Source organism: Butyricicoccus sp. AM27-36 (genome assembly GCF_003480945.1).
Classification (GTDB): Bacteria; Bacillota; Clostridia; order Oscillospirales; family Butyricicoccaceae; genus Agathobaculum; species Agathobaculum butyriciproducens.
Window position 1 is genome coordinate 493213 of record NZ_QUJR01000001.1, and the last position, 20117, is coordinate 513329.

Annotated in this window: 36 protein-coding genes; all 36 read left to right on the plus strand. The window is 55.3% G+C overall.

Annotation, left to right across the window (positions count from 1 at the left end):
• Positions 1-86: 86 nt before the first annotated feature.
• The 36 genes from DW724_RS02300 (at position 87) to DW724_RS02465 (ending at position 20112) form a co-directional block, all read left to right on the plus strand.
• Positions 87-668, plus strand: a complete 582-nt coding sequence (locus DW724_RS02300; RefSeq protein ID WP_118479573.1) for a xanthine phosphoribosyltransferase — start codon at positions 87-89, stop codon at positions 666-668.
• 191 nt (positions 669-859) lie between these two features.
• Entirely contained in the window at positions 860-1108 is a 249-nt protein-coding gene (locus DW724_RS02305) for a helix-turn-helix domain-containing protein (RefSeq protein WP_442861247.1), read from the plus strand.
• Between the two features lie 13 nt (positions 1109-1121).
• Positions 1122-1346 carry a hypothetical protein gene (locus DW724_RS02310; protein WP_117490863.1) on the plus strand — a complete coding sequence of 75 codons (225 nt, stop codon included), beginning with the start codon at positions 1122-1124 and terminating at the stop codon, positions 1344-1346.
• Positions 1339-1785 carry an XF1762 family protein gene (locus DW724_RS02315; RefSeq protein ID WP_117490861.1) on the plus strand — a complete coding sequence of 149 codons (447 nt, stop codon included), beginning with the start codon at positions 1339-1341 and terminating at the stop codon, positions 1783-1785. The genes DW724_RS02310 and DW724_RS02315 overlap by 8 nt, the downstream gene beginning before the upstream one ends.
• Entirely contained in the window at positions 1782-2159 is a 378-nt protein-coding gene (locus tag DW724_RS02320) for a hypothetical protein (RefSeq protein WP_118760505.1), read from the plus strand. Before DW724_RS02315 ends, DW724_RS02320 begins: the two co-directional genes overlap by 4 nt.
• Positions 2160-2163: 4 nt before the next feature.
• A complete protein-coding gene (locus tag DW724_RS02325) occupies positions 2164-2451 on the plus strand; it encodes a hypothetical protein (RefSeq protein ID WP_118760506.1) in 288 nt (95 codons plus the stop codon).
• Positions 2448-2627: a hypothetical protein gene (locus DW724_RS02330; protein WP_118760507.1), complete on the plus strand. Its 180-nt coding sequence runs from the start codon at positions 2448-2450 to the stop codon at positions 2625-2627. The genes DW724_RS02325 and DW724_RS02330 overlap by 4 nt, the downstream gene beginning before the upstream one ends.
• Positions 2614-2820, plus strand: a complete 207-nt coding sequence (locus tag DW724_RS02335; protein ID WP_118760508.1) for a hypothetical protein — start codon at positions 2614-2616, stop codon at positions 2818-2820. The genes DW724_RS02330 and DW724_RS02335 overlap by 14 nt, the downstream gene beginning before the upstream one ends.
• Entirely contained in the window at positions 2817-3128 is a 312-nt protein-coding gene (locus tag DW724_RS02340) for a hypothetical protein (protein WP_118760509.1), read from the plus strand. Before DW724_RS02335 ends, DW724_RS02340 begins: the two co-directional genes overlap by 4 nt.
• Positions 3129-3131: 3 nt before the next feature.
• Positions 3132-3869 (plus strand): mucin-5AC, encoded by a 738-nt coding sequence (locus tag DW724_RS02345; protein ID WP_118760510.1) that lies wholly within the window; start codon positions 3132-3134, stop codon positions 3867-3869.
• A gap of 351 nt (positions 3870-4220) precedes the next feature.
• A complete protein-coding gene (locus tag DW724_RS02350) occupies positions 4221-5030 on the plus strand; it encodes a rolling circle replication-associated protein (protein ID WP_201309081.1) in 810 nt (269 codons plus the stop codon).
• A gap of 18 nt (positions 5031-5048) precedes the next feature.
• Complete coding sequence (locus tag DW724_RS02355; protein WP_117490847.1) at positions 5049-5414, plus strand: hypothetical protein; 366 nt, start codon at positions 5049-5051, stop codon at positions 5412-5414.
• Positions 5411-5575, plus strand: coding sequence for a hypothetical protein (locus DW724_RS15520; protein ID WP_158580186.1), 165 nt, complete (start codon positions 5411-5413; stop codon positions 5573-5575). Before DW724_RS02355 ends, DW724_RS15520 begins: the two co-directional genes overlap by 4 nt.
• Positions 5576-5577: 2 nt before the next feature.
• A complete protein-coding gene (locus DW724_RS02360) occupies positions 5578-6123 on the plus strand; it encodes a DUF2786 domain-containing protein (RefSeq protein ID WP_158580187.1) in 546 nt (181 codons plus the stop codon).
• Complete coding sequence (locus tag DW724_RS02365) at positions 6120-6653, plus strand: Holliday junction resolvase RecU (RefSeq protein WP_225123258.1); 534 nt, start codon at positions 6120-6122, stop codon at positions 6651-6653. The genes DW724_RS02360 and DW724_RS02365 overlap by 4 nt, the downstream gene beginning before the upstream one ends.
• A complete protein-coding gene (locus DW724_RS02370; protein WP_118648452.1) occupies positions 6650-6829 on the plus strand; it encodes a hypothetical protein in 180 nt (59 codons plus the stop codon). Before DW724_RS02365 ends, DW724_RS02370 begins: the two co-directional genes overlap by 4 nt.
• A gap of 118 nt (positions 6830-6947) precedes the next feature.
• Positions 6948-7244, plus strand: coding sequence for a hypothetical protein (locus tag DW724_RS02375; protein ID WP_118760512.1), 297 nt, complete (start codon positions 6948-6950; stop codon positions 7242-7244).
• Positions 7245-7257: 13 nt separating this feature from the next.
• On the plus strand, positions 7258-7485 hold the full coding sequence (locus DW724_RS02380; RefSeq protein ID WP_117555124.1) for a hypothetical protein: 228 nt from the start codon (positions 7258-7260) through the stop codon (positions 7483-7485).
• Between the two features lies 1 nt (position 7486).
• The gene (locus DW724_RS02385) at positions 7487-7723 is read left to right on the plus strand and encodes a hypothetical protein (protein ID WP_117555125.1); all 237 of its coding nucleotides are present in this window, start codon (positions 7487-7489) and stop codon (positions 7721-7723) included.
• The gene (locus DW724_RS02390) at positions 7720-8364 is read left to right on the plus strand and encodes a hypothetical protein (RefSeq protein ID WP_118760513.1); all 645 of its coding nucleotides are present in this window, start codon (positions 7720-7722) and stop codon (positions 8362-8364) included. Before DW724_RS02385 ends, DW724_RS02390 begins: the two co-directional genes overlap by 4 nt.
• Positions 8361-8645: a phage N-6-adenine-methyltransferase gene (locus DW724_RS16215; RefSeq protein ID WP_256372132.1), complete on the plus strand. Its 285-nt coding sequence runs from the start codon at positions 8361-8363 to the stop codon at positions 8643-8645. Before DW724_RS02390 ends, DW724_RS16215 begins: the two co-directional genes overlap by 4 nt.
• Positions 8528-8818: a phage N-6-adenine-methyltransferase gene (locus DW724_RS02395; RefSeq protein ID WP_256372133.1), complete on the plus strand. Its 291-nt coding sequence runs from the start codon at positions 8528-8530 to the stop codon at positions 8816-8818. Before DW724_RS16215 ends, DW724_RS02395 begins: the two co-directional genes overlap by 118 nt.
• Positions 8815-9222 (plus strand): ASCH domain-containing protein, encoded by a 408-nt coding sequence (locus DW724_RS02400; RefSeq protein WP_118760514.1) that lies wholly within the window; start codon positions 8815-8817, stop codon positions 9220-9222. Before DW724_RS02395 ends, DW724_RS02400 begins: the two co-directional genes overlap by 4 nt.
• Positions 9223-9505: 283 nt before the next feature.
• Positions 9506-9880 carry a hypothetical protein gene (locus DW724_RS02405; protein ID WP_147358623.1) on the plus strand — a complete coding sequence of 125 codons (375 nt, stop codon included), beginning with the start codon at positions 9506-9508 and terminating at the stop codon, positions 9878-9880.
• A 40-nt stretch (positions 9881-9920) separates the two neighbouring features.
• Complete coding sequence (locus DW724_RS02410; protein ID WP_118648462.1) at positions 9921-10136, plus strand: hypothetical protein; 216 nt, start codon at positions 9921-9923, stop codon at positions 10134-10136.
• A 41-nt stretch (positions 10137-10177) separates the two neighbouring features.
• On the plus strand, positions 10178-10954 hold the full coding sequence (locus DW724_RS02415; protein ID WP_118760516.1) for a ParA family protein: 777 nt from the start codon (positions 10178-10180) through the stop codon (positions 10952-10954).
• 201 nt (positions 10955-11155) lie between these two features.
• A complete protein-coding gene (locus DW724_RS02420) occupies positions 11156-12346 on the plus strand; it encodes a ParB N-terminal domain-containing protein (protein WP_158580188.1) in 1191 nt (396 codons plus the stop codon).
• Between the two features lie 9 nt (positions 12347-12355).
• On the plus strand, positions 12356-12712 hold the full coding sequence (locus tag DW724_RS02425; protein WP_118760518.1) for a hypothetical protein: 357 nt from the start codon (positions 12356-12358) through the stop codon (positions 12710-12712).
• 28 nt (positions 12713-12740) lie between these two features.
• Positions 12741-13214 carry a hypothetical protein gene (locus DW724_RS02430; RefSeq protein ID WP_117490818.1) on the plus strand — a complete coding sequence of 158 codons (474 nt, stop codon included), beginning with the start codon at positions 12741-12743 and terminating at the stop codon, positions 13212-13214.
• A 200-nt stretch (positions 13215-13414) separates the two neighbouring features.
• Entirely contained in the window at positions 13415-14353 is a 939-nt protein-coding gene (gene terS / locus DW724_RS02435) for a phage terminase small subunit (RefSeq protein ID WP_118760519.1), read from the plus strand.
• A gap of 155 nt (positions 14354-14508) precedes the next feature.
• The gene (locus DW724_RS02440) at positions 14509-15003 is read left to right on the plus strand and encodes a hypothetical protein (protein WP_118648474.1); all 495 of its coding nucleotides are present in this window, start codon (positions 14509-14511) and stop codon (positions 15001-15003) included.
• Positions 14984-16804 (plus strand): phage terminase large subunit family protein, encoded by a 1821-nt coding sequence (locus DW724_RS02445; RefSeq protein WP_118648476.1) that lies wholly within the window; start codon positions 14984-14986, stop codon positions 16802-16804. Before DW724_RS02440 ends, DW724_RS02445 begins: the two co-directional genes overlap by 20 nt.
• On the plus strand, positions 16805-17050 hold the full coding sequence (locus DW724_RS02450; protein ID WP_117490811.1) for a DUF6148 family protein: 246 nt from the start codon (positions 16805-16807) through the stop codon (positions 17048-17050).
• 19 nt (positions 17051-17069) lie between these two features.
• The gene (locus DW724_RS02455) at positions 17070-18614 is read left to right on the plus strand and encodes a phage portal protein (RefSeq protein ID WP_117490809.1); all 1545 of its coding nucleotides are present in this window, start codon (positions 17070-17072) and stop codon (positions 18612-18614) included.
• Positions 18574-19713 (plus strand): head maturation protease, ClpP-related, encoded by a 1140-nt coding sequence (locus tag DW724_RS02460; RefSeq protein WP_118760520.1) that lies wholly within the window; start codon positions 18574-18576, stop codon positions 19711-19713. Before DW724_RS02455 ends, DW724_RS02460 begins: the two co-directional genes overlap by 41 nt.
• Positions 19714-19728: 15 nt before the next feature.
• Positions 19729-20112, plus strand: a complete 384-nt coding sequence (locus tag DW724_RS02465) for a hypothetical protein (RefSeq protein ID WP_118760521.1) — start codon at positions 19729-19731, stop codon at positions 20110-20112.
• The last annotated feature ends 5 nt before the right edge of the window (positions 20113-20117 follow it).

A 20117-nucleotide genomic window follows, 5' to 3' on the forward strand; every position in this document is an offset into this window, starting at 1 on the left:
CTGTCGAAGTATAGTACAATGGTAAAATACCAAGTGCAGCTATTGCAGAGCTGATGAAAATAAAGCAAAAAACAGGGAGTGGCAGCATGAACTTTTTAGAGGAACGAATTGTCAAGGATGGCGTTGTTAAGGAAGGCAACATTCTGAAGGTAGACAGCTTTCTGAACCATCAGATGGATATTAACCTGTTTGATCAGATGGGTGAGGAGTTCAAGCGCCGTTTCGCGGACAAGCCGATCAACAAGATCGTTACCATTGAGGCATCCGGCATTGGCATTGCCTGCATCGTGGCTCGTCATTTCGGCGTTCCGGTCGTGTTTGCGAAGAAGACCCAGAGTGTCAACATCGACGGCGAGGTTTATGTTGCCGAGGTTGAATCCTTTACACATAAGTGTAAGAATCAGGTTATCGTTTCTAAGAAGTTCCTCGGTCCGGACGACCATGTGCTTGTTATCGATGATTTTCTGGCAAACGGCTGTGCGCTGCAGGGCCTGATCTCCATCGTGGCACAGGCCGGCGGTACGGTCGAGGGCATCGGCATTGCCGTGGAGAAGGGTTTCCAGCAGGGCGGCCGTATTATCCGCAATCTGGGCTATCAGCTCGAGTCGCTCGCTATCGTGGACGGCATGGACGCTGAGACCGGTAAGGTGCACTTCCGGGAGCAGTAAAATATATGGAATTAAAAAGAGGGAGACGTGTAGTCTCCCTCTTTTTTGTGGATTGGTTAATTTTTCTGTCGGCGGCTTGTAATATTAAATGCGAAAGAACAAATACCACGTCGAATGACGGGTACGCGTTCTATCGCATTTATTTTTTTACCATCAACAGAGCTAAAACACAATAGAAACGGGGTGAAATGGTGCGGCAGTACAGATACATAGATTTTCAGGACCGCAAGGAGATTTCCACACGATACCTGAACGGCGACCGGGTGGCAGACATCGCCGATGGGCTGGGTATGGCAACGGCTACCGTCTACCGGGAGTTGAAACGCGGCGAAACGGGCGGGCTTGACCGCAACCAGCGGAGAGCATACAACCCCGTTCTTGCACAACAGCGCGTGCAAGAGAACTTCAAACGCCGCGGCAAAACCGCGGTCAATTCGTAAAGGAGGTTCCACGGTGAACAATTTTGAAGAAATCACGAAGAACCCGGAAACGCTGGGCGCTTTCTTGCGGGGCCTGCCCGTCATTGAAGCGCCGTGGGACGAAGCATTCCAGCGGAAGTATTGCGCCGGGTGTGGGAAAGTCAGTTGTGACGATGGTAGCCCTTGTCCGTATGAGGACAAGCGGAACAATCCGCTTTGGTGGCTGTCGCAGGAGAGCGAGGGAACGCAACGTGCTTGAAATCGTACCGATGACGCTTAGAGAAGCAAACGCGTTTGTCGAGCAAAACCACCGACACCACGGGGCAACCGTGGGGCATAAGTTTTCCATTGGGCTATCTGACGGTGAAAAAATCGTAGGGGTTGCCATTGTGGGCCGCCCTGTATCGCGCCACCTTGACGACGGTTGGACATTGGAGGTCAACCGACTTTGCACAGACGGAACCCGCAACGCCTGTTCAATGCTTTACGCCGCGGCATGGAGAGCGGCGCGGGCGATGGGCTATAAACGGGTAGTCACCTATATTCTGGACACAGAAAACGGCGCAAGCCTGCGGGCCGCTGGGTGGAAATGCGTTGGACAAGCCGGGGGCCTGCGCTGGACAGGGACCCGCCGCCCGGAAGTGGACCTTTGCCCCGCACAAATGAAAATCAGGTTCGAGCGGGAGGAAACAACATGACGAAAAAGGAACAGCACCCCGGCGGGGTCAAGCTGACGGCGAAGACGGCCCGCACCCTCGCAATGCAGGAGTTCGGGACCGCCCGCGGTCTGACGAAAAGTACGTCATTCGTCGGCGCGTACTTCATGGAGTTTGGAAACCTGCGTATCGAAATTTGCGCGGACGCGGCTTGTATTGCTGTTCGCGTGGTTCTGGCCCACGGTACGGGTTCCAGCGTGAAATACTTTGACCCGGACACCCTGCAAGAGAACTTCAAGGCTATCGACAAACACCGTGAAGACGAAGACCGCGCCATTATCAGTGATTGGGTCAACCTGAACGGCCCGGAATACTGCCGGAAGCAGGTTGAAGCGATTTGGAAACAAGGAGGTTGAAAACGTGGAGAGAAACGGGAAGCGCATCGCAAAAGAAGCAACAAACGGCATTATTTACGACAGCGCCGGACAGATCGTACACAATGGGCTGTTGGAGATTTGCCCGTTCTGCGGCGAAATGAACAACCATTTTGGAAGCGGCGGAAGCGTGAACATTTGGACGGTTGGCGCGATTGAACGCAGGGAGTGTACGAAGTGCCGAAAGCAGTTCCATAAAATCAGCCTGACGGTTCCGCCCGATGAAACACCGGAAGCGTTCTATTTGCGGGTCATAAAGGCGGTGACAGCATGAAACGTCAATTCTGCTTGCCCTGCTTCCTCGAAATCAAGAAAGCTGGGAAACACGATATTGAACGCGTTCGCGGCGGCGTGAATATGAAAATCACCTGTTGGCGGTGCAAGCGCCGCCGTTTCGGGGCCGAATATGAGATTTCCCGGAAAGGCGGTGCGCCCCGTGACAACGGCTGATTTGAAGCGGGCGTTCATAGACGAATGCCCGGTACGATACAACGGCATCACCTACCAGCGAGTAACGGCGGTGATTTACCGCAAGACCCCGGACAAAACCGGGTTGCTGGTACAAGGTGAACTGCTGGACAAGAACGGACGTGCCGTTATGATCGCGGCGGCGGAGCGAATCGAAGTGGAGGAACCGAAATGACACAAGAGATTATCACAATCACCGTTGAAGCCGGGCAAATGACCGCCCGGCGGAAGTCCCGGAAAATCGCCCAGCGCCGCCCGGTCCCCGTGTGGGCTATCGTGAAGTATGCGGCCCTGACGATTGCCGGAATTATGCTGTTCCGTGAGGGCGCGGCCCGTGCGCTGGCCTACCGTGGCTATTTCGCCGTCGGCGGAGAGGTTTTCACCCTCTTGCTCCCGATTTTCTATTACTGCCTTTCCCGGACGGTCCGGGACCTTATCACGGACATTAAGAACGGCTTCAAGCCGGAATATGAGGAGGACTAAACCATGAAGAAAATTTCGCAGATCGAAACGGGCGGGCGCTTCCTGTACGGCGGTGTTGAGTGGGTCAAACTGTACGCAGGCGACGGGACCGTTGCGATTTCCGCCGAACCCGTCTTTGAACGCGCTTTCGACGAAGACAACAAGAACGATTGGCGTTCTTCTTCCCTGCGCCGCGAACTGAACGGCGCGTTCCTCGACGCGCTGGTTGCAGAGGGCGCGGACCGGGCGGCGTTCCTCGATTGGGAAAGCGACCTGACCGCCGATGACGGCATGACCGACTACGGGACCGCCACCGACAAAATCGCTTTGCTGTCGGACAAGCTGTATCGAATGTTCCGCGGCATTATCCCGCGCGTGGACGCGTGGTGCTGGAACCTGACCCCGTGGACCTGTGAAGCGCCCTACTCTTACGACGTCCGCGCCGTCTATTCCTCTGGCGCGATGCTCTGGAACCACGCTTACTACGGCAACAACGGCGTTCGCCCGCTTTGCTATCTGAAATCCGAAATCTTGGTATCTGTCCCCGGAGAGGACGACGAAGAGAAAAACGTTGAAGTCGCCGAAGAGGACCGCGCACAGCTTGTTCTTATCGCAAGCGACAGAATTTTGAATGCCCTGAATGAATACCCCGTGGAAGTTTGGGGCGAAGCGCTGGGCGCGACTGTGGCTTCTCTGTTCACGTCGAAGCAGGACGCGGCGCAGATCGCGCAGGAAGACAAAGACAAAGCGGCGGAGGTCTGAACCCCCGCCGTCGTGAAAACTGGATAAAGAAAAACCGCCCCGCGTTTGCTTGGGAGAGCAGACGCGAAGCGGGTTCCGCCGATGAAAATATATCAGCTATCAACCTACCGTTAGTATATCAAAAACGGCGGAAAAAGTCAACAAATAACGCCGTTTTTGCGCGGCGTGGCGGGCTTGTAATGGGTATTAACGTTCCTGCGATTAGCCTTGTCACGCATGACAACAGGACCGGGAAGAAAGACACGTCCTATCTGGTGTTCTTCCTGCCTGCATAGACAACTACACACGCCGGAAGTAAAGCCCCGCCCGCTTCCTCTACCCGCAAAAGGAGTGAAGCAAGTGCGAAGTTTTATGAGAGAAAAGAAAATCTACTGCGGAAAGCATTATCGGGAGGTAGATATATACCCCTATACCGCCGCGCAACTGACAGCATCTACGCGCGGGAAGAGGTCAAAGAAAATCAAGGAAACGGAGCCGAAGCAAAAGAACCTGAATGACAAGAACGCCCGCCGCTACTTCACGCAGACGGCGAACCTGAATTTCGGTTCTGACCCGGAAGCCCTGCACGTTACAGCTACATACAGCGGAAAATATCTGCCTGACACGGTGGAACAGGCCGAACAGGAAGCAACAAACTTCCTACGCCGGGTCCAGTACCGCCGGAAGAAAGAGGGCTTGCCGCCGCTAAAGTACATGATCGTTACCGCCTACACCACGAAGCGAAACAGCGAAACCCCCGTTCGTATTCATCACCACATCATTATGAACGGCGGGCTTGACCGTGACGTTGTGGAAGACCTGTGGAGAAAACGCAGGCGCAAAGGACAGAAAAAGGGCGACAAAATCGGTTTTTGTAATGCTGACCGCCTGCAAGCCGATGAAAACGGCATAGCCGCCCTTTGCACCTACCTTGTGAAGCAGGGGTGCGGGAAAAAGCGGTGGAATTCCTCGCATAACCTCGAAAGGCCGTACAGCCGGACGAACGACGGCAAGTACAATCGCCGTCAGATTGAGAAGTGGGCGAAAGAACACCCGCCCCGTGAGTTTTGGGAAAAGAAATATCCCGGTTGGACCCTGACAGACGATGACTACGGCGTTCAGTACGAATACAACGACTTCACGGGTTGGGCGGTCTATCTGAAATTGCGAAAGAAAGAATAAAGAAAGGGGTTGTTCAATATGGCAAGGCCGTTCAAAATCTGCCCGGACTGCGGCGCACACCTCGACGCTTCCGAACCCTGCGACTGCAAGGACGCAATCGAGCGGGAGCCGCCGAAGCCGCGGGAGCGGTTGAAACTGCTTGCCGTCTGCCGGGAGGTAGACAAGGAAAGCGGGCGCGTCAGCGTTTACCCGCTTGACCTCGAAATTACAAGTGAAATCCTTACGGGCCTGAAAATGCGGGCGCAGTTCAACCCGGAATTGCGCTACTTCACGACCACGACGGCACGTTGGGACCGTTACGGCGAAGTCATGGCGGGTATCCTGAAACGCCGAACGGTGAGCCGGGCCGATTTGGACAATATCGGGGGTATCTGCGAGATATGAGAAGAAATGAGCCGACCCCGGAAGAACAGGAAGTCGAAGAAATGAAGCAGGCCGCGCGGGTCATCAAGAAAATTTGCGACCGCAGGACGGCGGACGACGCTTGTTCGTTCTGCCCGTTCTACGATATGTGCCGCACGGAACCTTACACATGGGAGGTATGACAATGACGGAGCGGGAACGCCTGTTAGAGAAGATACGCAAGGTTCAAGCCCTTGCAAACCGCGGCGCAGACGGTGAAAAGCAGTCAGCCGCCGCCCTGCTTGACAAGCTGATGAAGCAATACGGCATCGACGAAGCCGAAATAGCGGAAGAGCGTTTGGAAAAGTGCTTCTTCCGTTACAAGACCCCGTATGAAAGAAAACTGCTGGTTCAGGTGATTTATACCGTGACCGGGAAAATTCCCTTTAAGTGCGTCGGGTCCTATTCAGGCCGCGCACGAAAGCAAGTCGGAATTGACTGCACCGCGGCGGAACGGCTGGAAATCGAATTCAGCTATGAGTTTTATAAAGCCGCGCTGGAAGAGGAAATGGAACGGTTCTATTCGGCGTTCCTGATGAAGAACGACATCTTCCCGCCTGCTTCCAAAAAGGCCGAAGAAATCCCGGCGGCGGAAATCAGCCGAAGCGAAGCACTTAAACTTCAAGCGCTTATGGCGGGCATGGGCGACCACACGCGCCGCCCTGTGTTGGGAAGCGGGGTGGAACCGTGATAGACAACCAACGCGCCGCCCTGCGGTATCAAAACAAGGTCAACAACGCACAGGGCCACTTTTTCGAGAGTGCCATAAAAGCCGCCTGCGCCCTCTATTCTGACCGGGAGCGGGCCGACGTAGACAAAACCCCTGAACCGTTCCGCGTTCTGGAAAAGAGCCGCGACGGAAAGTTCAAGGGCCGCTTTACCGCCCGCGCACAGCCGGACTTTCAAGGAACGCTCGACGGCGGGCGCTCCATAGTCTTTGAAGCGAAGTACACAACGACAGATCGTTTGAAGTGGGACGTTCTGACACAGGAACAGCGGGACACGCTGGAACGCCACGCCCGGCGGGGTGCGCTTGCCGCAGTCTGCGGCGGGATTGGAAACGACTTCTTCTTTGTCCCGTGGGCGGTATGGCGGGACATGAAAGAGCATTTCGGCAGGAAGTACGTTACCGCGGCGGACCTCGAACAATGGCGGGTTCGCTTCAATGGGGCGGTGCTATTCCTCGATTACGTCCACCACGAAAGGAGCGGGACACCATGAAAAAACAGCACACACAGAAAATGACGGTCCGCGTCACGGCACAGACGGCCTACAACCTCGAACGTCTTATGCTTATGAGCGGGCAGAAAACGCCGGGCCGCGTCGTCGATAAACTGGTTCGTGAAAAAATGCTTGCCCTGCGGGGCCGAAACATCGAAACGGAGGAAACGAAATGAAGTATGACTGCATGAAGCCTGAATGGGCCGACAATGAGCCTTGCCCGCTCGACACGGGCGAACTGGAAAACTGCGCCGAATGTGTGTGGGCGCATGAACGAGAAACGGAGGACTGACAATGCGTGCCGGAATTCTGCTGATCGTTCTTTATTGGGCGCTGTTTACCATTCGAGCGGGTTTGCAACCGAAAGTCGCGGCGGAGGTCAAAGCGGCGACCTATGACATGAAGCGGGCATCGGGCCTTGAAAAGCTGGAACACACCCGCCGCCTGCAATGTTGGACCGTGGCAAAGTGGGCCTTGCGTGTCTGCGGCTGGGCTGAAAACGTCCTGTTGGGCGTGGTTATCCTGTGGGTTGCTTTCCTGCTGGGCGCAGTTCTGACAGGAACCGTCATTGTATTTGGCTACCCGGTATAAAGGAGCGTTATCTATGAAACTGACGAAGTGTGAGCAATGCGGCGGACCGACGGCGGAGGGCCTGCCCCTTTGCCCTGACTGCATGAGAGCAACGGGCGCGGCGGCGGACCAAATCGCCGCGGCAGAGGAACTGCGGGACATTGCGCGGGTCCTGTCCATCACGGCGGACACGGACGCGAACATTCGTGAAGCAATCGTCGGAATTTTGAATATCGCCGAAAGGCTGGAAAGAGGGAAATAAAATGGAACTTCTGCAATTCGTGTTTTCAAGTTTTTGGGTTTGGCTGGGCTGTGTGGTCCTGATTGTCGCGGCGGGTGAAGCTGTGGCGACCGCGGCGGCGGGTTTCCGTCAGAAGCGCAAAGTTTCCGTGTACCACGTCGGCGACGTGACGCGGGTTGAAGTGGAGAACGCGGGCCGCGCCGACATTCCGGCGGCGGTAAAGGCGTTGAACGAGCAGGCGGCGGAGGTAGACGAATGAAGCTGAAAAAGGTTCTTTCTATCTGCAAGACGAACGGGCTTTATTACCTGTATGACCGCATCGACAGATCGGGAGAAATCACACAATGGCTGGGCGACGGCTACGCCCTCTATCCTCTGGACGGCCTGCCTATTCTGGACGAAGAAAGTTTCTGCGCCGTGTTCGATATTACCGGGAAGCAACGCGAAAAAATTCTTTTCCGGCATGAGCGCTTGCCGGAACACCTGAACGTCGAGGACGTGGCGGCGGGCGACAAACTGGTTCGGGAGTACGAAACGACCTTTATCAATGGCGGGTTGCGCTTGAAGCCGCTGAAAACGAACAACGGCGTTATGTTCATTCGGAGCCTGTACCTTTCGCCGCTGGAAGACGTTATCGACATGGTGCAATTCTACGAGCGGACCACGCCGCAGGGCGGTTCGTACATCGTCGCAAAGGCCGGGTTCCTGACGGCGGCGGTCATCATGCCTTATGTCATTAGTAAGAAATTCGCCGACGAACTGGAAGAACTGTCCTATCAATGCCGCCACTTCCTGAACACCCGGAGCGCATTCACCACCCCGGCGGCGGAGGACGAAGAAGATCCGGACGAAAACCAGACGACCGCATTTGACGCGGAAACGGCGGAGGTTCAAGAATGAACGCGGCGCTTTTGAGCAGTAAAAAGATGGACTATTGCACCCCGCAAGACTTTTTCGACCGCCTGAACGAAGAGTTTCATTTTACGCTTGACGCGGCGGCGACCGACAAAAGCACAAAATGCCCGGCGTACTACACCCCGGAAACCGACGGACTGAAAAGCCCGTGGAATCTTGCGGGGGGGGGGCTGTATTCTGCAACCCTCCATACGGGCGCGAGGTTGGGAAATGGGTTCGCAAAGCCTACGAGGAAGCCCAGCGCGGCGCAACCGTCGTTCTTCTGATTCCGGCCCGGACTGACACGACATACTTTCACGACTACATATATGGGCGGGCGGAAATCCGCTTTGTGCGCGGGCGGTTACGCTTCACCGATGAAGAGGGCAAAGCATACGCCGCGGCCCCGTTCCCGTCTATGGTGGTCATCTACAATGGAAACAAGGAGGTTCAGGAATGAAAGCCTTTACCGTGTATCAGCCATACGCACACGCAATCGTAGCGGGGGTCAAGCATTATGAAACCCGACCACGGCGGACGCATATTCGGGGCCGCGTCGCTGTCCACGCCGGGCGGCTGGACGAAGTGCAAGCGACAAAGCATCTGACGAACGGTGAGTTTTGGGCCGTACTGGAAGCCGCAGGCGGCGGAAACCTGCCGCGGGGCGCAGTCATCGGAACCGTTGAAATCGTCGATTGCGTGCCTGTGGAAGAACTTGTGGACAGTTTGGATAACCGGGAACGCCTGTTAGGTGATTATTCGCCGGGGCGGTTCGCGTGGGTGCTTCAAAACCCGGTCATGTTCAAAACGCCCATTCCCGCCCACGGGAAACAAGGGTGGTGGAATTGGGAGGAACCGACATGAAGTGCCGCGAATGCGAATTTGCATCGGTCCACACATACCCGCGCAATGGAAACAGCAACAGCGCCCACGTCGGGCATTTCGGGCAGGAAGCGTCTTACTGCAATCACCCGAAATGCCCGCCGCCGGGTCCACTACTGTTCTACGGGAAGACGGCCCCACGCTACTGTCCGTTGAGAAAGAAAGGTGAAAATACATGAACTATCGACCGAAAGTTGTTCGTTGCCGCTTGAAAACGGGCGGAAAGAGCATTCCACAAATCCGGGAGGAATGCAGAGGGCAAGGCTTGACCTACCGGGACTTTGAGAATATCCAGAGATCGAACGAAGAGTTCGACGGGCTGGTTGTTCTGCTTTCCCTGTGGGCCTACGACAACCACGCAAGCTATCACCTGCATAATTGGGACCCGGCGGACGACGAAAGAATGATGATGGCGATTTACTACGCCGAACAGGTACACCCGTTCCCACGCTACAAAAACGACCTTGCGAAATTCAAGGCGGATTGGGCGGCGCAGGCATACGACCCCGGCGGCGCGTCCCTGACGTTCGCCCCGGCGGACGTGGAGGAACTGGAAGTTCTCTGCGAGGAAGCGACGGAGCCGGAACCGCCCGCCCCTCCCGCTCCAAAGCGGAAAAAGCATAAGCGGCGGCGGAAGTAAGACCGGGAGCCGCTGACAAACGAAACGGAGGTAAAAGAAAATGAAACTTGCGGCATTCAACGCCGTTTGCCCCTTTGAGATCGGCGACAAAATCGGCATGAGGAAGAACGCCTGCGCGGTGGGCGGCAGAACGCTTGACGTTATCGTTGAACGGACTATCACCGACATTGTGTGTATGCACTCCGTCAAAGCCGGAACGGTGAAGTTCCTGTACGAACTGGACAACGACGGGCGTTTGGTAGAAATCGTTCGTTGACCCGCTTTCGAGCGGGAGAACCACAAAAGGAGGTTTAGACGGTGAAAACCATATCAATTATCAACCTAAAAGGCGGCGTTGCAAAGACGCTGACCGCTGACAGCATGGCCCACGTTCTCGCAACGCTCCACAACAAGCGGGTTTTGCTTGTAGACAATGACAAGCAAGGCAACACGTCAAAGGCATTCGGGGTCCATTCCTACGATGACAAGAGCATTTCGGACGTGCTGACCGCCCGGCGACTGGACCCGCGGGAAGTCATCAAGAAGACCCGGTTCGAGAATATCGACGTAATGCCCGCAAATATGACCTTGATTCGGGCGAACATGGAAGTCCTGATGGACAGCACCCGCCCCCAACAAACGCGCCTGCGGTCCGCCCTGAACACGATTGCGGCAGAGAACTTCTATGATTTCTGCATCATCGACAACGCCCCGGACATCAACATTTCAACGATAAATGCCCTTGTCGCGTCCGACGACGTGATTATTCCCATAAAGATTGACAAGTACGCCTTTGACGGGCTGGAAGAACTGAAAGAACAGATTGAGGACACACGGGACGACCTGAACCCGCGCTTGCGCCTTGCCGGGTGCTTGATTACCTGCTTTATCCGCGCCGACGCAGAGAAGCAGGGCGAAGCGTGGTTGCGGTCCCGCCCGGAATACCCCGTCTTTGACACTCGCATTCGCTATTCGGATAAAGTCACCGAAAGCACCTTTTCGGAAATCCCTATCGTGGAGTATAGCCGACGGAGCGGAACCGCGATGGACTATATCGCGTTTGTACGGGAGTATTTGCGGAGGGGCAAAAAGTGAAAAACTGCAATTACTGTGAACACCTGAACTTGACAGAGGAACAGCAACACAAAGCCGGAACAGTCAAGCCGCATATTTGCTTGAAGTACGGGAAACGGGTTTTTCACAGATCGACCGAACGGGGGTATCACGAAATGATTTACCCTTGCCGGGAATGCGAAAATGAAAGTTTGTCCGAATCGGACGGGAAAGGGGCTATCTATGGGAAGATTTAATTTGAACCAGATTTTGAGTGACACGTCAAAGGCGGCGGCGGGCGGCGGGAGCGCAAAGCCCCGCCCCTCTGAAAGCCGCTATGAGAAATTGAGCGTCTTTGACCTTGTGCCGTCGGAAGACAATTTCTATTCCATGCGGGAAATCGGGGAACTGAAAGCGGCAATCGAAATTGCAGGGAAAGTTCTTCAAAACCTTGTCGTCGTTCCGCTGGGCGACGGCAAGTACAAGGTCATTGCCGGGCATCGCCGCCGCCTTGCTTCTATCGAACTTGTGAACGATGGGAAGCCGGAATACGAATTCGTACCCTGCGTCATCGAACCGACAGAGGAAGCGGCGGACGAACAGGAAATACGCGACGGGCTGGACCTGATCGTTACCAACTCGCAGAGAGAAAAGACCGCATGGGACAAAATCGAAGAGGTCCGCTATCTGCGGGAGGTTTTGGAGAAAGCGAAGACAAAGCCCCGGTTCGTCGAACTGTTGCGCCGCATCGTCGAAAAGACGTTTGAAGACGGAGAGTTACAGACGGACGGGACCCGCGATTTTATCGCAAAGGTGCTTCATACCAGCACAACGCAAATCGGACGATATGACACCATCATTCGCCATTTGTCCCCGGAATTCACGGAGGAACTGAAAGCGGACCGCATCAACCTTTCGACCGCCTACGAATTGGCGGGCCTGCCTGTGGAGAACCAGAACGCCGCCTTTAAGGAATATCACCTGACCGGGGCAATTTCCATCAAGGCCGCGCGGGAATGGAAACGTCCTGCCCCGCCTGCACCGCCTGCACCGCCCGCAGAGAACACCGCCACACCTACGCAGGCAGAACGCCCGCAGAAAGAGCGGGAACCCGTAGTCGAGCGGGACAAAGTGCCGGACACGCAGGACACGGCGCCGTATAGCGCCGCTATGGAGCGGGACACCGCAGACGGGACGCAGGACACGAAGCCGACCGAAAGCACCCAGCAGAGCGCACCACGCCGCCCGCAGGCTACCAGAAGTAGCGAATGCGGGATTTGCCCGTATTGCGGGGCGAAGTTTGACGCGGCAAAAGTTATCGAATACAGCATTCGCGGCGCGGCGGAGGGAAAGCCGCACACCTGCCAACATTGCGGACAGCGGGTGAAAATCTTTTGTTCGGTTTCTTATTTCTGTTCCCCGGCGGAAGAGTGAGGGGCGCAGATGGACGAATACAAGACCGATTATCTGGAAGCCGCGGCGGAGGAAGCAGAGCGTTTCCGTGAAGCCGCGATGATACTTGCGGAGCGGGCGGGCATATCAGCGGAAGAAGCCATATACCGCATTCAAAAAGCTGTGCAGGTCATACGGGACGAAATCACGTCCATTGCGGACGCGCTGACAAGCGCGGTTGAAAAATTCATCACGCAAGTTGAAGAAGCCGTAGCGCAGGCAGAGCCGAAGCACCGCCGCAGAAAACGGCAGAGAGAGCGGGCCGCGCTGATTGAACGGCGGTACATGGTACAAATCAGGCATTACGAGCGGGCGCACCCTTTCCGCAGGGTATATAAGCCGCCTTGATAGAGCAGGAACAGGAGGAAACGGAGCAATGAAGCAAGAAAGAGTTATTGCTATTCTGGATTTTTACCGGGATATAGATAAAACAGTCACCATGAACGAGCGGGTTATTCGGAACCTTGAAGATCAATACTATTCCACGTTGGGCGCGGTGAATTCCGACGGTATGCCACACGGGAAAGGCGGGGTTTCAAACCCTGTCGAACGCGTCGTGCTGAATATCCCGCAATCCGTTTCCGACACTATCGCAAATATGCGCCGGGAAAACGAAAAGCTGACCGCAATAAAGGGTGAAATTCTTTCGGAGTTGAACGCCCTGAACTACCGCGAAAAAGCGGTGATTTACGGCTTCTACATAGACGGGCTTCAATGGGAACGTCTTTCGCAACGCGTAAATTACAGCCCGCGGCAATGCCGGAATATCCGAAACATTGCGTTGGAAAGATTGGCAAAGCGCTTTGAGCAGAACAAGCGGATTTCCCACTACGTTTTCCCGGAAAAATAAGATTGCCACCTATTGCCCGTTTTTCCTGCTATAATTGACATTGTGAAAAGTGAACACAACGATACGGGCGGCGCATTCCTCCACGCCGCCGGGAGCCTGAAAACGGACCATGTTTTGAACATGGCCCGTTTTTTACGCACTTCCGCGGCAACGCCCGGAACGAAAAATGAAAAACAAACGAAAGGGGGCGCGGCGGACGCATGGCAAGAGAGCGAAACCCGGAACGTGACAAAGCCCGGCGGATATGGCTTGATTCTGGCGGAACGCTGACGGCCCGACAGGTTGCGGAGCAAGTCGGCGTAAAGCCTGAACAGGTCCGCAAATGGAAAAGCCTTGATAGCTGGGCGGCGGAACTTGAAGCGCAGAAACCACCGCGGAAGCGCGGCGGACAACCCGGCAATAAGAACGCCGCAGGTGCGGGCGCTCCACACGGGAACCGAAACGCGGAAACCCACGGCGCATATTCAACGGTTCGCCTTGCGGACCTCCCGGACGAACAGCGCGAATACATCGAAAGTATCACGCTTGACACGGGAACGAATATGCTTTCTGAATTGCAACTTCTGATTGCAAAGGAAGCCGACCTGCAAAGCAAGATTGCAAAGATAGAGAACGGCGACCCGGACGCGCTGTATATTGACCGCGTTGTTGAAATGCGTGCGCCAAAGAGTACGGAGCGGTTGGAGCAACAGCAAGAGAAATTGGAAACCCTGCGCCGTAAGCGTGATGACCTGACGTGGGAGATTGACAGCGGCCCGGATGGTAAGCCGCCGTCAAAGGCAAAGCAAAAGCAACTGGACGCATTACAACGCGAAATAGCCGCGCTGGAAGATACCACGGCAGACCGTCAAATGGAGTTGGAGAAATCCAGTTACAAAGTCAATATGCAAACAGTCATCAAGGCAAGCGCGTTTGATCGCGCTATGAAACTGGAAGCCGAACTGAACAAGATACACGGGCGTATCATCAAGCTACTTGATTCTATCAAGGGTTATGAGATGGAAAGCCGCCGCCTGCGCCTTGAAGAGCGCAAATATAATCTTGCGAAGCAAAAACTATCAGGAGCGTTCGACGTTGACCCTGAAACGGGCGAAATCATCGACGAAGTGGACGACCCGTGCGGCGACCCGGAAATTTGAAATAGGTTCTTTCGGCGGAGCCTACGGCCTGCGGGTCCGCGACGCCCGGCGTTTTTTTAGCCACGAATTTTTTTTGAACGCTTCCGGGCCGTGCCGATTTTTTCAGTATGGGGGTGTTTTTTCGAGAAATAAGGGCTTGGGAGGGGTGAAAAACCGTGAAACTTTACGACGTGCGGGCGGTTGCCCGGTTTCTGGACGTGTCAGAACGGCGCGTCCGGCAGTTGCGCGACGAAAAAGTGATAGCGGAGGTTCGCCCCGGCCTGTATGACCTGATCGACACGAACCACCGCTATATTAACTACCTCCGAAAGCGAAACCCGGAGGGCGACGAAACCATAGATTACAACACGGAGCGGGCAAAGCTGGTTCGGGCGAAGCGCAAAAACGAAGAGTACGAATTGCAGTTGAAAGAAAATCAGCTTCACGCGGCGGAGGACATCGAAGCCGTTATGACTGATATGCTGGTAAACTTCAAATCCCGGCTTATGGCGATTCCCTCGAAGCTGGCCCCGGTCCTTTGTAAAAAGACGGACAAGGCGGAAATTTTCGCCCTGCTGAAAGACCACATCGACGAAGCGTTGATGGAACTTTCGGACTTCAAAACGACATTCGGGGAAAGGGTGAAAGAAGATGAAAAAAGCGACGGTTGACCTGTTCACCCGCATCTTCTCCGTTCTGGCCCCGCCCCCCAACATGACCGTTTCACAATGGGCGGACAAATACCGCCGCTTGTCCTCCGAATCATCGGCAGAGCCGGGGCGATGGCGCACGTCAAAGGCCCCGTATCAACGCGAAATCATGGACGCAGTATGCGACATGAGGGTTCAGAAAGTCGTTATCATGTCCGCGGCGCAGATTGGTAAAACAGACGCGCTTATATTAAATCCTATCGGCTACTATATGCACTACGACCCGTCACCGATTATGGTTATGCAACCAACTATTCAGATGGCGGAAACATTCAGCAAAGACCGTCTTTCACCTATGTTGCGCGATACCCCGGTTCTGCGCGACAAGGTGAACGACAAAAGCCGGAACAGCGGCAACACCATTTTGCAAAAAATCTTTCCGGGCGGTCATGTAACGATGGTAGGCGCAAATTCGCCGTCGTCCCTTGCGTCACGCCCTATCCGCATTCTGCTTGCGGACGAAATCGACCGATACCCGGCGACGGCGGGCAACGAGGGCGACCCCCTGTTACTTGCCGGAAAACGTCTTGCGACGTTTTGGAATAAAAAAGAAGTCTGCGTTTCGACCCCTACCAACAAGGAAACGTCCCGCATCGCTGTTGAATTTGAACACAGCACGCAAGAAGAATGGAACGTACCTTGTCCGGCCTGCGGAGCATTCACGCCCCTACTGTGGGCGAACATCGTATTTGACCGGGACAAGCTGGACGAAATCGGCTGTACCTGCCCGGCCTGCGGCGTGGTTTCCAGCGAAACGGAGTGGAAAGAACAGTACATCAACGGAAAATTCGTTGCGGCCCACCCGGAACGAAAGGTCCGGGGCTTCCACCTAAACGCCCTTGCTTCCCTGTTCGTGGATTGGCGGGAAATCGTTGAAAAATTCCTGACTGCGAACGAAGAGAAGAAAAAAGGCAACATCGAACTTCTGAAAGTCTGGACAAATACCGAAATGGGCGAAACGTGGGAAGAGGACGGAGAACAGATCGAAACGGACGACCTCTACAAGCGCCGCGAAAAGTATAATTGCGAAGTGCCGGAAGAAGTTCTTGTACTGACGGCGGGCGTTGACGTTCAGGACGACCGCTTTGAAGCGGAAGTCGTCGGCTGGGGCGTGGACAAGGAAAGTTGGGGCATCAAGTATCAAGTCATTTACGGAGATTTGAAGCTAAAGCCCGTATGGGACGAACTGGACCGCTTTCTTTCACAGACGTTCACGACGGCAGACGGAAGACACCTGAAAATCATTTGCGCCTGCGTCGATTCCGGCGGACACTTCACGACGCAGGTTTACCGCTTCTGCAAGGAGCGGACAGCCCGTCGCGTGTTTGCAATCAAGGGCAAGGGCGGCGCGGAAGTCCCGTACTTCAACCGACCATCCACGGCAAACAACATCAAAACCCCGCTTTTCACCGTGGGCGTTGATACAGGCAAGGCGCTTTTATATCAGCGTTTGGCGGTGCAGGAAGAGGGGCCGAATTACTGCCACTTCCCGCGGGAGAAAGACCGGGGATATACGCAGGAATACTTCAAGGGCCTAACCGCCGAAAAAATGGTTATCAGCTACAAGCGGGGCAAAGCACAATACGTCTGGACCCTGAAAGACGGCGGCTACAAGCGAAACGAGCCGTTGGACATTCGGAACTATGCGACCGTCGCGCTGGAAATCGCAAACCCGATTTTGAAGCCGCCGGAGCATGACACCACCGCACCCGCCCCGCGGCGGCGCGGCAGGCGTTCACGGACGAACGGAGGAATTCTATAAATGGCTACATCACAGAAAGCGCGGCTTGAAATCGCGCGAAAACACCTTGAAGCATGGCTTGCCGCCGAATTGGAGGTAACAACGCATCAAAGCTATACCATCGGTTCGCGGAGCCTGACGAAAGCCGACCTTTCCGAAATCGGCGAACGCATCAAGTATTGGACGAATGAGGTTTCCCGGCTGGAAAACATCGAAGCCCGCGGCGGAAGAAACCGCGTGTTCCGGGTAGTGCCGCGGGACCTGTGAGAAAGGACGGTGAAGCGGTTTGAACGCATTAGACCGGGTGATTGCCGCCGTGTCCCCGCAAACGGCGGTAAAACGCGCCGCCGCCCGCCGGAAGCTGGATATTCTGGATAGCGGGTATGGAAACTACGGCGCATCACACACGAAGAAATCGCTTGCGGGCTGGCTGTATGGCGGCGGGTCCGCAAAGGAAGATATTCAGGACAATTTATCGACCCTGCGGCAACGTTGCCGCGACCTCTACATGGGTGTTCCGTTGGCGACGGGTGCGCTGAAAACCTGCCGAACAAACGTCATCGGGTCCGGCCTGCGGCTGAAAAGTCAAATCGACTATGAAGCGTTGGGAATGGACGAAGAAGCCGCCCGCGACCTTGAACGCAAAATCGAGCGGGAATTTTCACTGTGGGCTGATTCAACCGCCTGCGACCTTGAACGGCTTGACAATTTCTACGAACTGCAACAACTCGCGTTTCTGAACTGGCTTATGAGCGGTGACGTTATCGCAACATTACCCGTGACAAAGCGGGCGAATATGCCTTACGACCTGCGAATTTGTCTGATCGAAGCGGACAGGTTGAGCAATCCGAACGGGATTGTTGACCCGCATATCATCGGCGGCGTTGAAACCAACGACGCGGGCGAAGTCGTGGCCTACCATATCAGCAAGCACCATCCGCTTTCGTATGACATGACGGAAACCGGGTGGACACGCGTTGAAGCGTGGGGCGCAAAGACCGGGCGGCGAAATGTGCTTCACATTATGAACCGGGAGCGCATCGGACAGCGCCGCGGCGTGCCGTTTCTTGCCCCGGTCATTGAAGCGCTGAAACAGCTTGGGCGATATACAGACGCGGAACTTGTCGCCGCCGTGGTTTCTGGTATGTTCACGGTGTTTATCGAAAAAGAATCCGCGTCCAGCGACGGCGGGTTCGGTGAAATCATTCCAGAGGACGCACAAGTAGACGCAGGCGACGACAGCACGATTGAACTTGCCCCCGGCGCAATCGTGGATTTGAACGAGGGCGAAAAAGCACACGACATGAACCCCGGCAGACCGAACACGGCTTTTGACGGGTTCGTTGTGGCTATCTGCCGTCAGATCGGCGCGGCCCTTGAAATCCCCTATGAACTGTTGGTAAAGAACTTCAACGCGTCTTACAGCGCGTCCCGCGGGGCGCTTCTGGAAGCATGGAAAATGTTCCGTATGTATCGGACGTGGCTTGCAAATGATTTTTGCCAACCAGTCTATGAAGAATGGTTCGCCGAAGCTGTGGCAAAGGGCCGCATTCCAGCGCCCGGCTTTTTCTCTGACCCGCTGATACGCAAGGCGTACACGGGCGCAGAGTGGAACGGACCGGCACAGGGCCTTTTGAACCCGGTACAGGAAGTCACCGCGGCGGAAAAGCGCGTGCAGAATGGTTTCTCCACCCGCGACCGCGAAGCTATGGAAATGAACGGTTCAGACTTCTACCGAAACGCCGCGCAGTTGAAGCGCGAAGAAAAAATGTTAAGGGAGGTAAAAGAAAATGGAGAAAACGGCAACGCCGCAGGCAAAACCGAAGAATAAACACTTTTGGAACTTCCAACCAGCAAGCGGGGACAATCCCCCGGAACTCATTCTTTACGGCGATATTGCTTCCGAAACATGGTGGGGCGATGAAGTGACCCCGCGGCAGTTCACGGAGGAACTGGACGCGCTGGGCGCTGTACCTGAAATCGTGGTACGAATCAACAGCGGCGGCGGTGACGTGTTCGCCGCAAATGCCATTTACACCCGCCTGAAAGACAACGCGGCGAAAATCACCGTGAAAATCGACGGTTGGGCCGCATCTGCGGCGACGATTATTGCAATGGCGGGCGACAGCATCGAAATTCCCGGAAACGGCGTTTTCATGGTGCATGACCCGGCGTTGGGGCTGTTGGGCTACTTCAACGAAACGGAACTTGCGAAAATGACCGATGAACTAAAGGTTATCAAGCAGTCTATCGTGAACGCCTATACCCTGAAAACGGGAAAGGACGCGGCGGACGTTGCCGCAATCATGGCGGCTGAAACGTGGTACGACGGCAAACAGGCCGTTGACGCGGGTTTCTGCGACAAACTTATGTTTGAGGACGCGGAAACGACCGTGGAAAATGCGGCGAAAGTCGTTGTGAACAGCGTTTCCCTCGACCTGACGCGCTTTCCGAATATGCCTGTATCGTTGTTAAACCGCATGACGGCCCGCACGCCCGGCGGTTTTTCAAATAAAACCAACCATAAAAATACCGAAAAGGAGCGAAACACAATGGACGGAATCGAAAAAATCACTACGGTTGACGGCCTGAAAGCGGCTTTCCCCGACCTGACGCGTCAGATCGAGGACGCGGCGACCACCGCGGAGCGCAAGCGCATTCAGGACATTGAAGACGTGGCGCTTGCGGGCTATGAGAGCATCGTAAACGACGCGAAGTTCAACAACCCCATTGCGGCGGGCGACGTGGCAAAAGCTATCGTTGCCGCGCAGAAGAAGCAGGGCGGAACTTACATCAAGAACCGCGACGACGACGCGCAGAAGAGCGGTGCGGGCGACGTTGGAGCGGGCGCACATGAGGGCGCGGGCGATGGCGGCGGAGACAATGACGTTGACAAGGCCATTGACAAGCTGTTCCCCGCGACGAAGTAAAGGAGGAAGCACCATATGTACGAAATCCAGAAAGACCAGAGCGTACCCGTGAAGTTTTTCGCCGGAGAATACCCCGTTGTTACGGCGGTCAAGGCTGTTGCCGCCGGGAAGAGCGTCAAGCAGTACGAACCCGTCAAGCTGACAGACAACGGCATTGAACCCGTTGTAAAAGTCGCCGCAAGCGAAGCCGTGAGCGGCACAAGCACCCCGGCAAAGTCCGAGTATGAGAACACCACGGCGGGCATTTACGGCATCGCCGCGACCGCCGCAGAAGCCACGGAAGAAATCGTCGTCTATCTGACGGGCGAATTTTTCGCGGACGCTATCACCTTGCCGGAGGGCGTGACCGCCGATACGCTGGCAAAGGCGTTCCGCAATATCGGAATCTTTTTGAAGTAAAGGAG

What these genes read in the sequence shown, in the direction of transcription:
- DW724_RS02300 (WP_118479573.1), top strand. Translation starts at nt 87, where the DNA reads ATGAACTTTTTAGAGGAACGAATTGTCAAGGATGGCGTTGTTAAGGAA.
- DW724_RS02320 (WP_118760505.1), top strand. Translation starts at nt 1,782, where the DNA reads ATGACGAAAAAGGAACAGCACCCCGGCGGGGTCAAGCTGACGGCGAAG.
- DW724_RS02330 (WP_118760507.1), top strand. Translation starts at nt 2,448, where the DNA reads ATGAAACGTCAATTCTGCTTGCCCTGCTTCCTCGAAATCAAGAAAGCT.
- DW724_RS02340 (WP_118760509.1), top strand. Translation starts at nt 2,817, where the DNA reads ATGACACAAGAGATTATCACAATCACCGTTGAAGCCGGGCAAATGACC.
- DW724_RS02345 (WP_118760510.1), top strand. Translation starts at nt 3,132, where the DNA reads ATGAAGAAAATTTCGCAGATCGAAACGGGCGGGCGCTTCCTGTACGGC.
- DW724_RS02350 (WP_201309081.1), top strand. Translation starts at nt 4,221, where the DNA reads ATGAGAGAAAAGAAAATCTACTGCGGAAAGCATTATCGGGAGGTAGAT.
- DW724_RS02355 (WP_117490847.1), top strand. Translation starts at nt 5,049, where the DNA reads ATGGCAAGGCCGTTCAAAATCTGCCCGGACTGCGGCGCACACCTCGAC.
- DW724_RS15520 (WP_158580186.1), top strand. Translation starts at nt 5,411, where the DNA reads ATGAGAAGAAATGAGCCGACCCCGGAAGAACAGGAAGTCGAAGAAATG.
- DW724_RS02360 (WP_158580187.1), top strand. Translation starts at nt 5,578, where the DNA reads ATGACGGAGCGGGAACGCCTGTTAGAGAAGATACGCAAGGTTCAAGCC.
- DW724_RS02370 (WP_118648452.1), top strand. Translation starts at nt 6,650, where the DNA reads ATGAAAAAACAGCACACACAGAAAATGACGGTCCGCGTCACGGCACAG.
- DW724_RS02375 (WP_118760512.1), top strand. Translation starts at nt 6,948, where the DNA reads ATGCGTGCCGGAATTCTGCTGATCGTTCTTTATTGGGCGCTGTTTACC.
- DW724_RS02380 (WP_117555124.1), top strand. Translation starts at nt 7,258, where the DNA reads ATGAAACTGACGAAGTGTGAGCAATGCGGCGGACCGACGGCGGAGGGC.
- DW724_RS02385 (WP_117555125.1), top strand. Translation starts at nt 7,487, where the DNA reads ATGGAACTTCTGCAATTCGTGTTTTCAAGTTTTTGGGTTTGGCTGGGC.
- DW724_RS02390 (WP_118760513.1), top strand. Translation starts at nt 7,720, where the DNA reads ATGAAGCTGAAAAAGGTTCTTTCTATCTGCAAGACGAACGGGCTTTAT.
- DW724_RS16215 (WP_256372132.1), top strand. Translation starts at nt 8,361, where the DNA reads ATGAACGCGGCGCTTTTGAGCAGTAAAAAGATGGACTATTGCACCCCG.
- DW724_RS02400 (WP_118760514.1), top strand. Translation starts at nt 8,815, where the DNA reads ATGAAAGCCTTTACCGTGTATCAGCCATACGCACACGCAATCGTAGCG.
- DW724_RS02410 (WP_118648462.1), top strand. Translation starts at nt 9,921, where the DNA reads ATGAAACTTGCGGCATTCAACGCCGTTTGCCCCTTTGAGATCGGCGAC.
- DW724_RS02420 (WP_158580188.1), top strand. Translation starts at nt 11,156, where the DNA reads ATGGGAAGATTTAATTTGAACCAGATTTTGAGTGACACGTCAAAGGCG.
- DW724_RS02425 (WP_118760518.1), top strand. Translation starts at nt 12,356, where the DNA reads ATGGACGAATACAAGACCGATTATCTGGAAGCCGCGGCGGAGGAAGCA.
- DW724_RS02430 (WP_117490818.1), top strand. Translation starts at nt 12,741, where the DNA reads ATGAAGCAAGAAAGAGTTATTGCTATTCTGGATTTTTACCGGGATATA.
- terS (WP_118760519.1), top strand. Translation starts at nt 13,415, where the DNA reads ATGGCAAGAGAGCGAAACCCGGAACGTGACAAAGCCCGGCGGATATGG.
- DW724_RS02445 (WP_118648476.1), top strand. Translation starts at nt 14,984, where the DNA reads ATGAAAAAAGCGACGGTTGACCTGTTCACCCGCATCTTCTCCGTTCTG.
- DW724_RS02450 (WP_117490811.1), top strand. Translation starts at nt 16,805, where the DNA reads ATGGCTACATCACAGAAAGCGCGGCTTGAAATCGCGCGAAAACACCTT.
- DW724_RS02460 (WP_118760520.1), top strand. Translation starts at nt 18,574, where the DNA reads ATGGAGAAAACGGCAACGCCGCAGGCAAAACCGAAGAATAAACACTTT.
- DW724_RS02465 (WP_118760521.1), top strand. Translation starts at nt 19,729, where the DNA reads ATGTACGAAATCCAGAAAGACCAGAGCGTACCCGTGAAGTTTTTCGCC.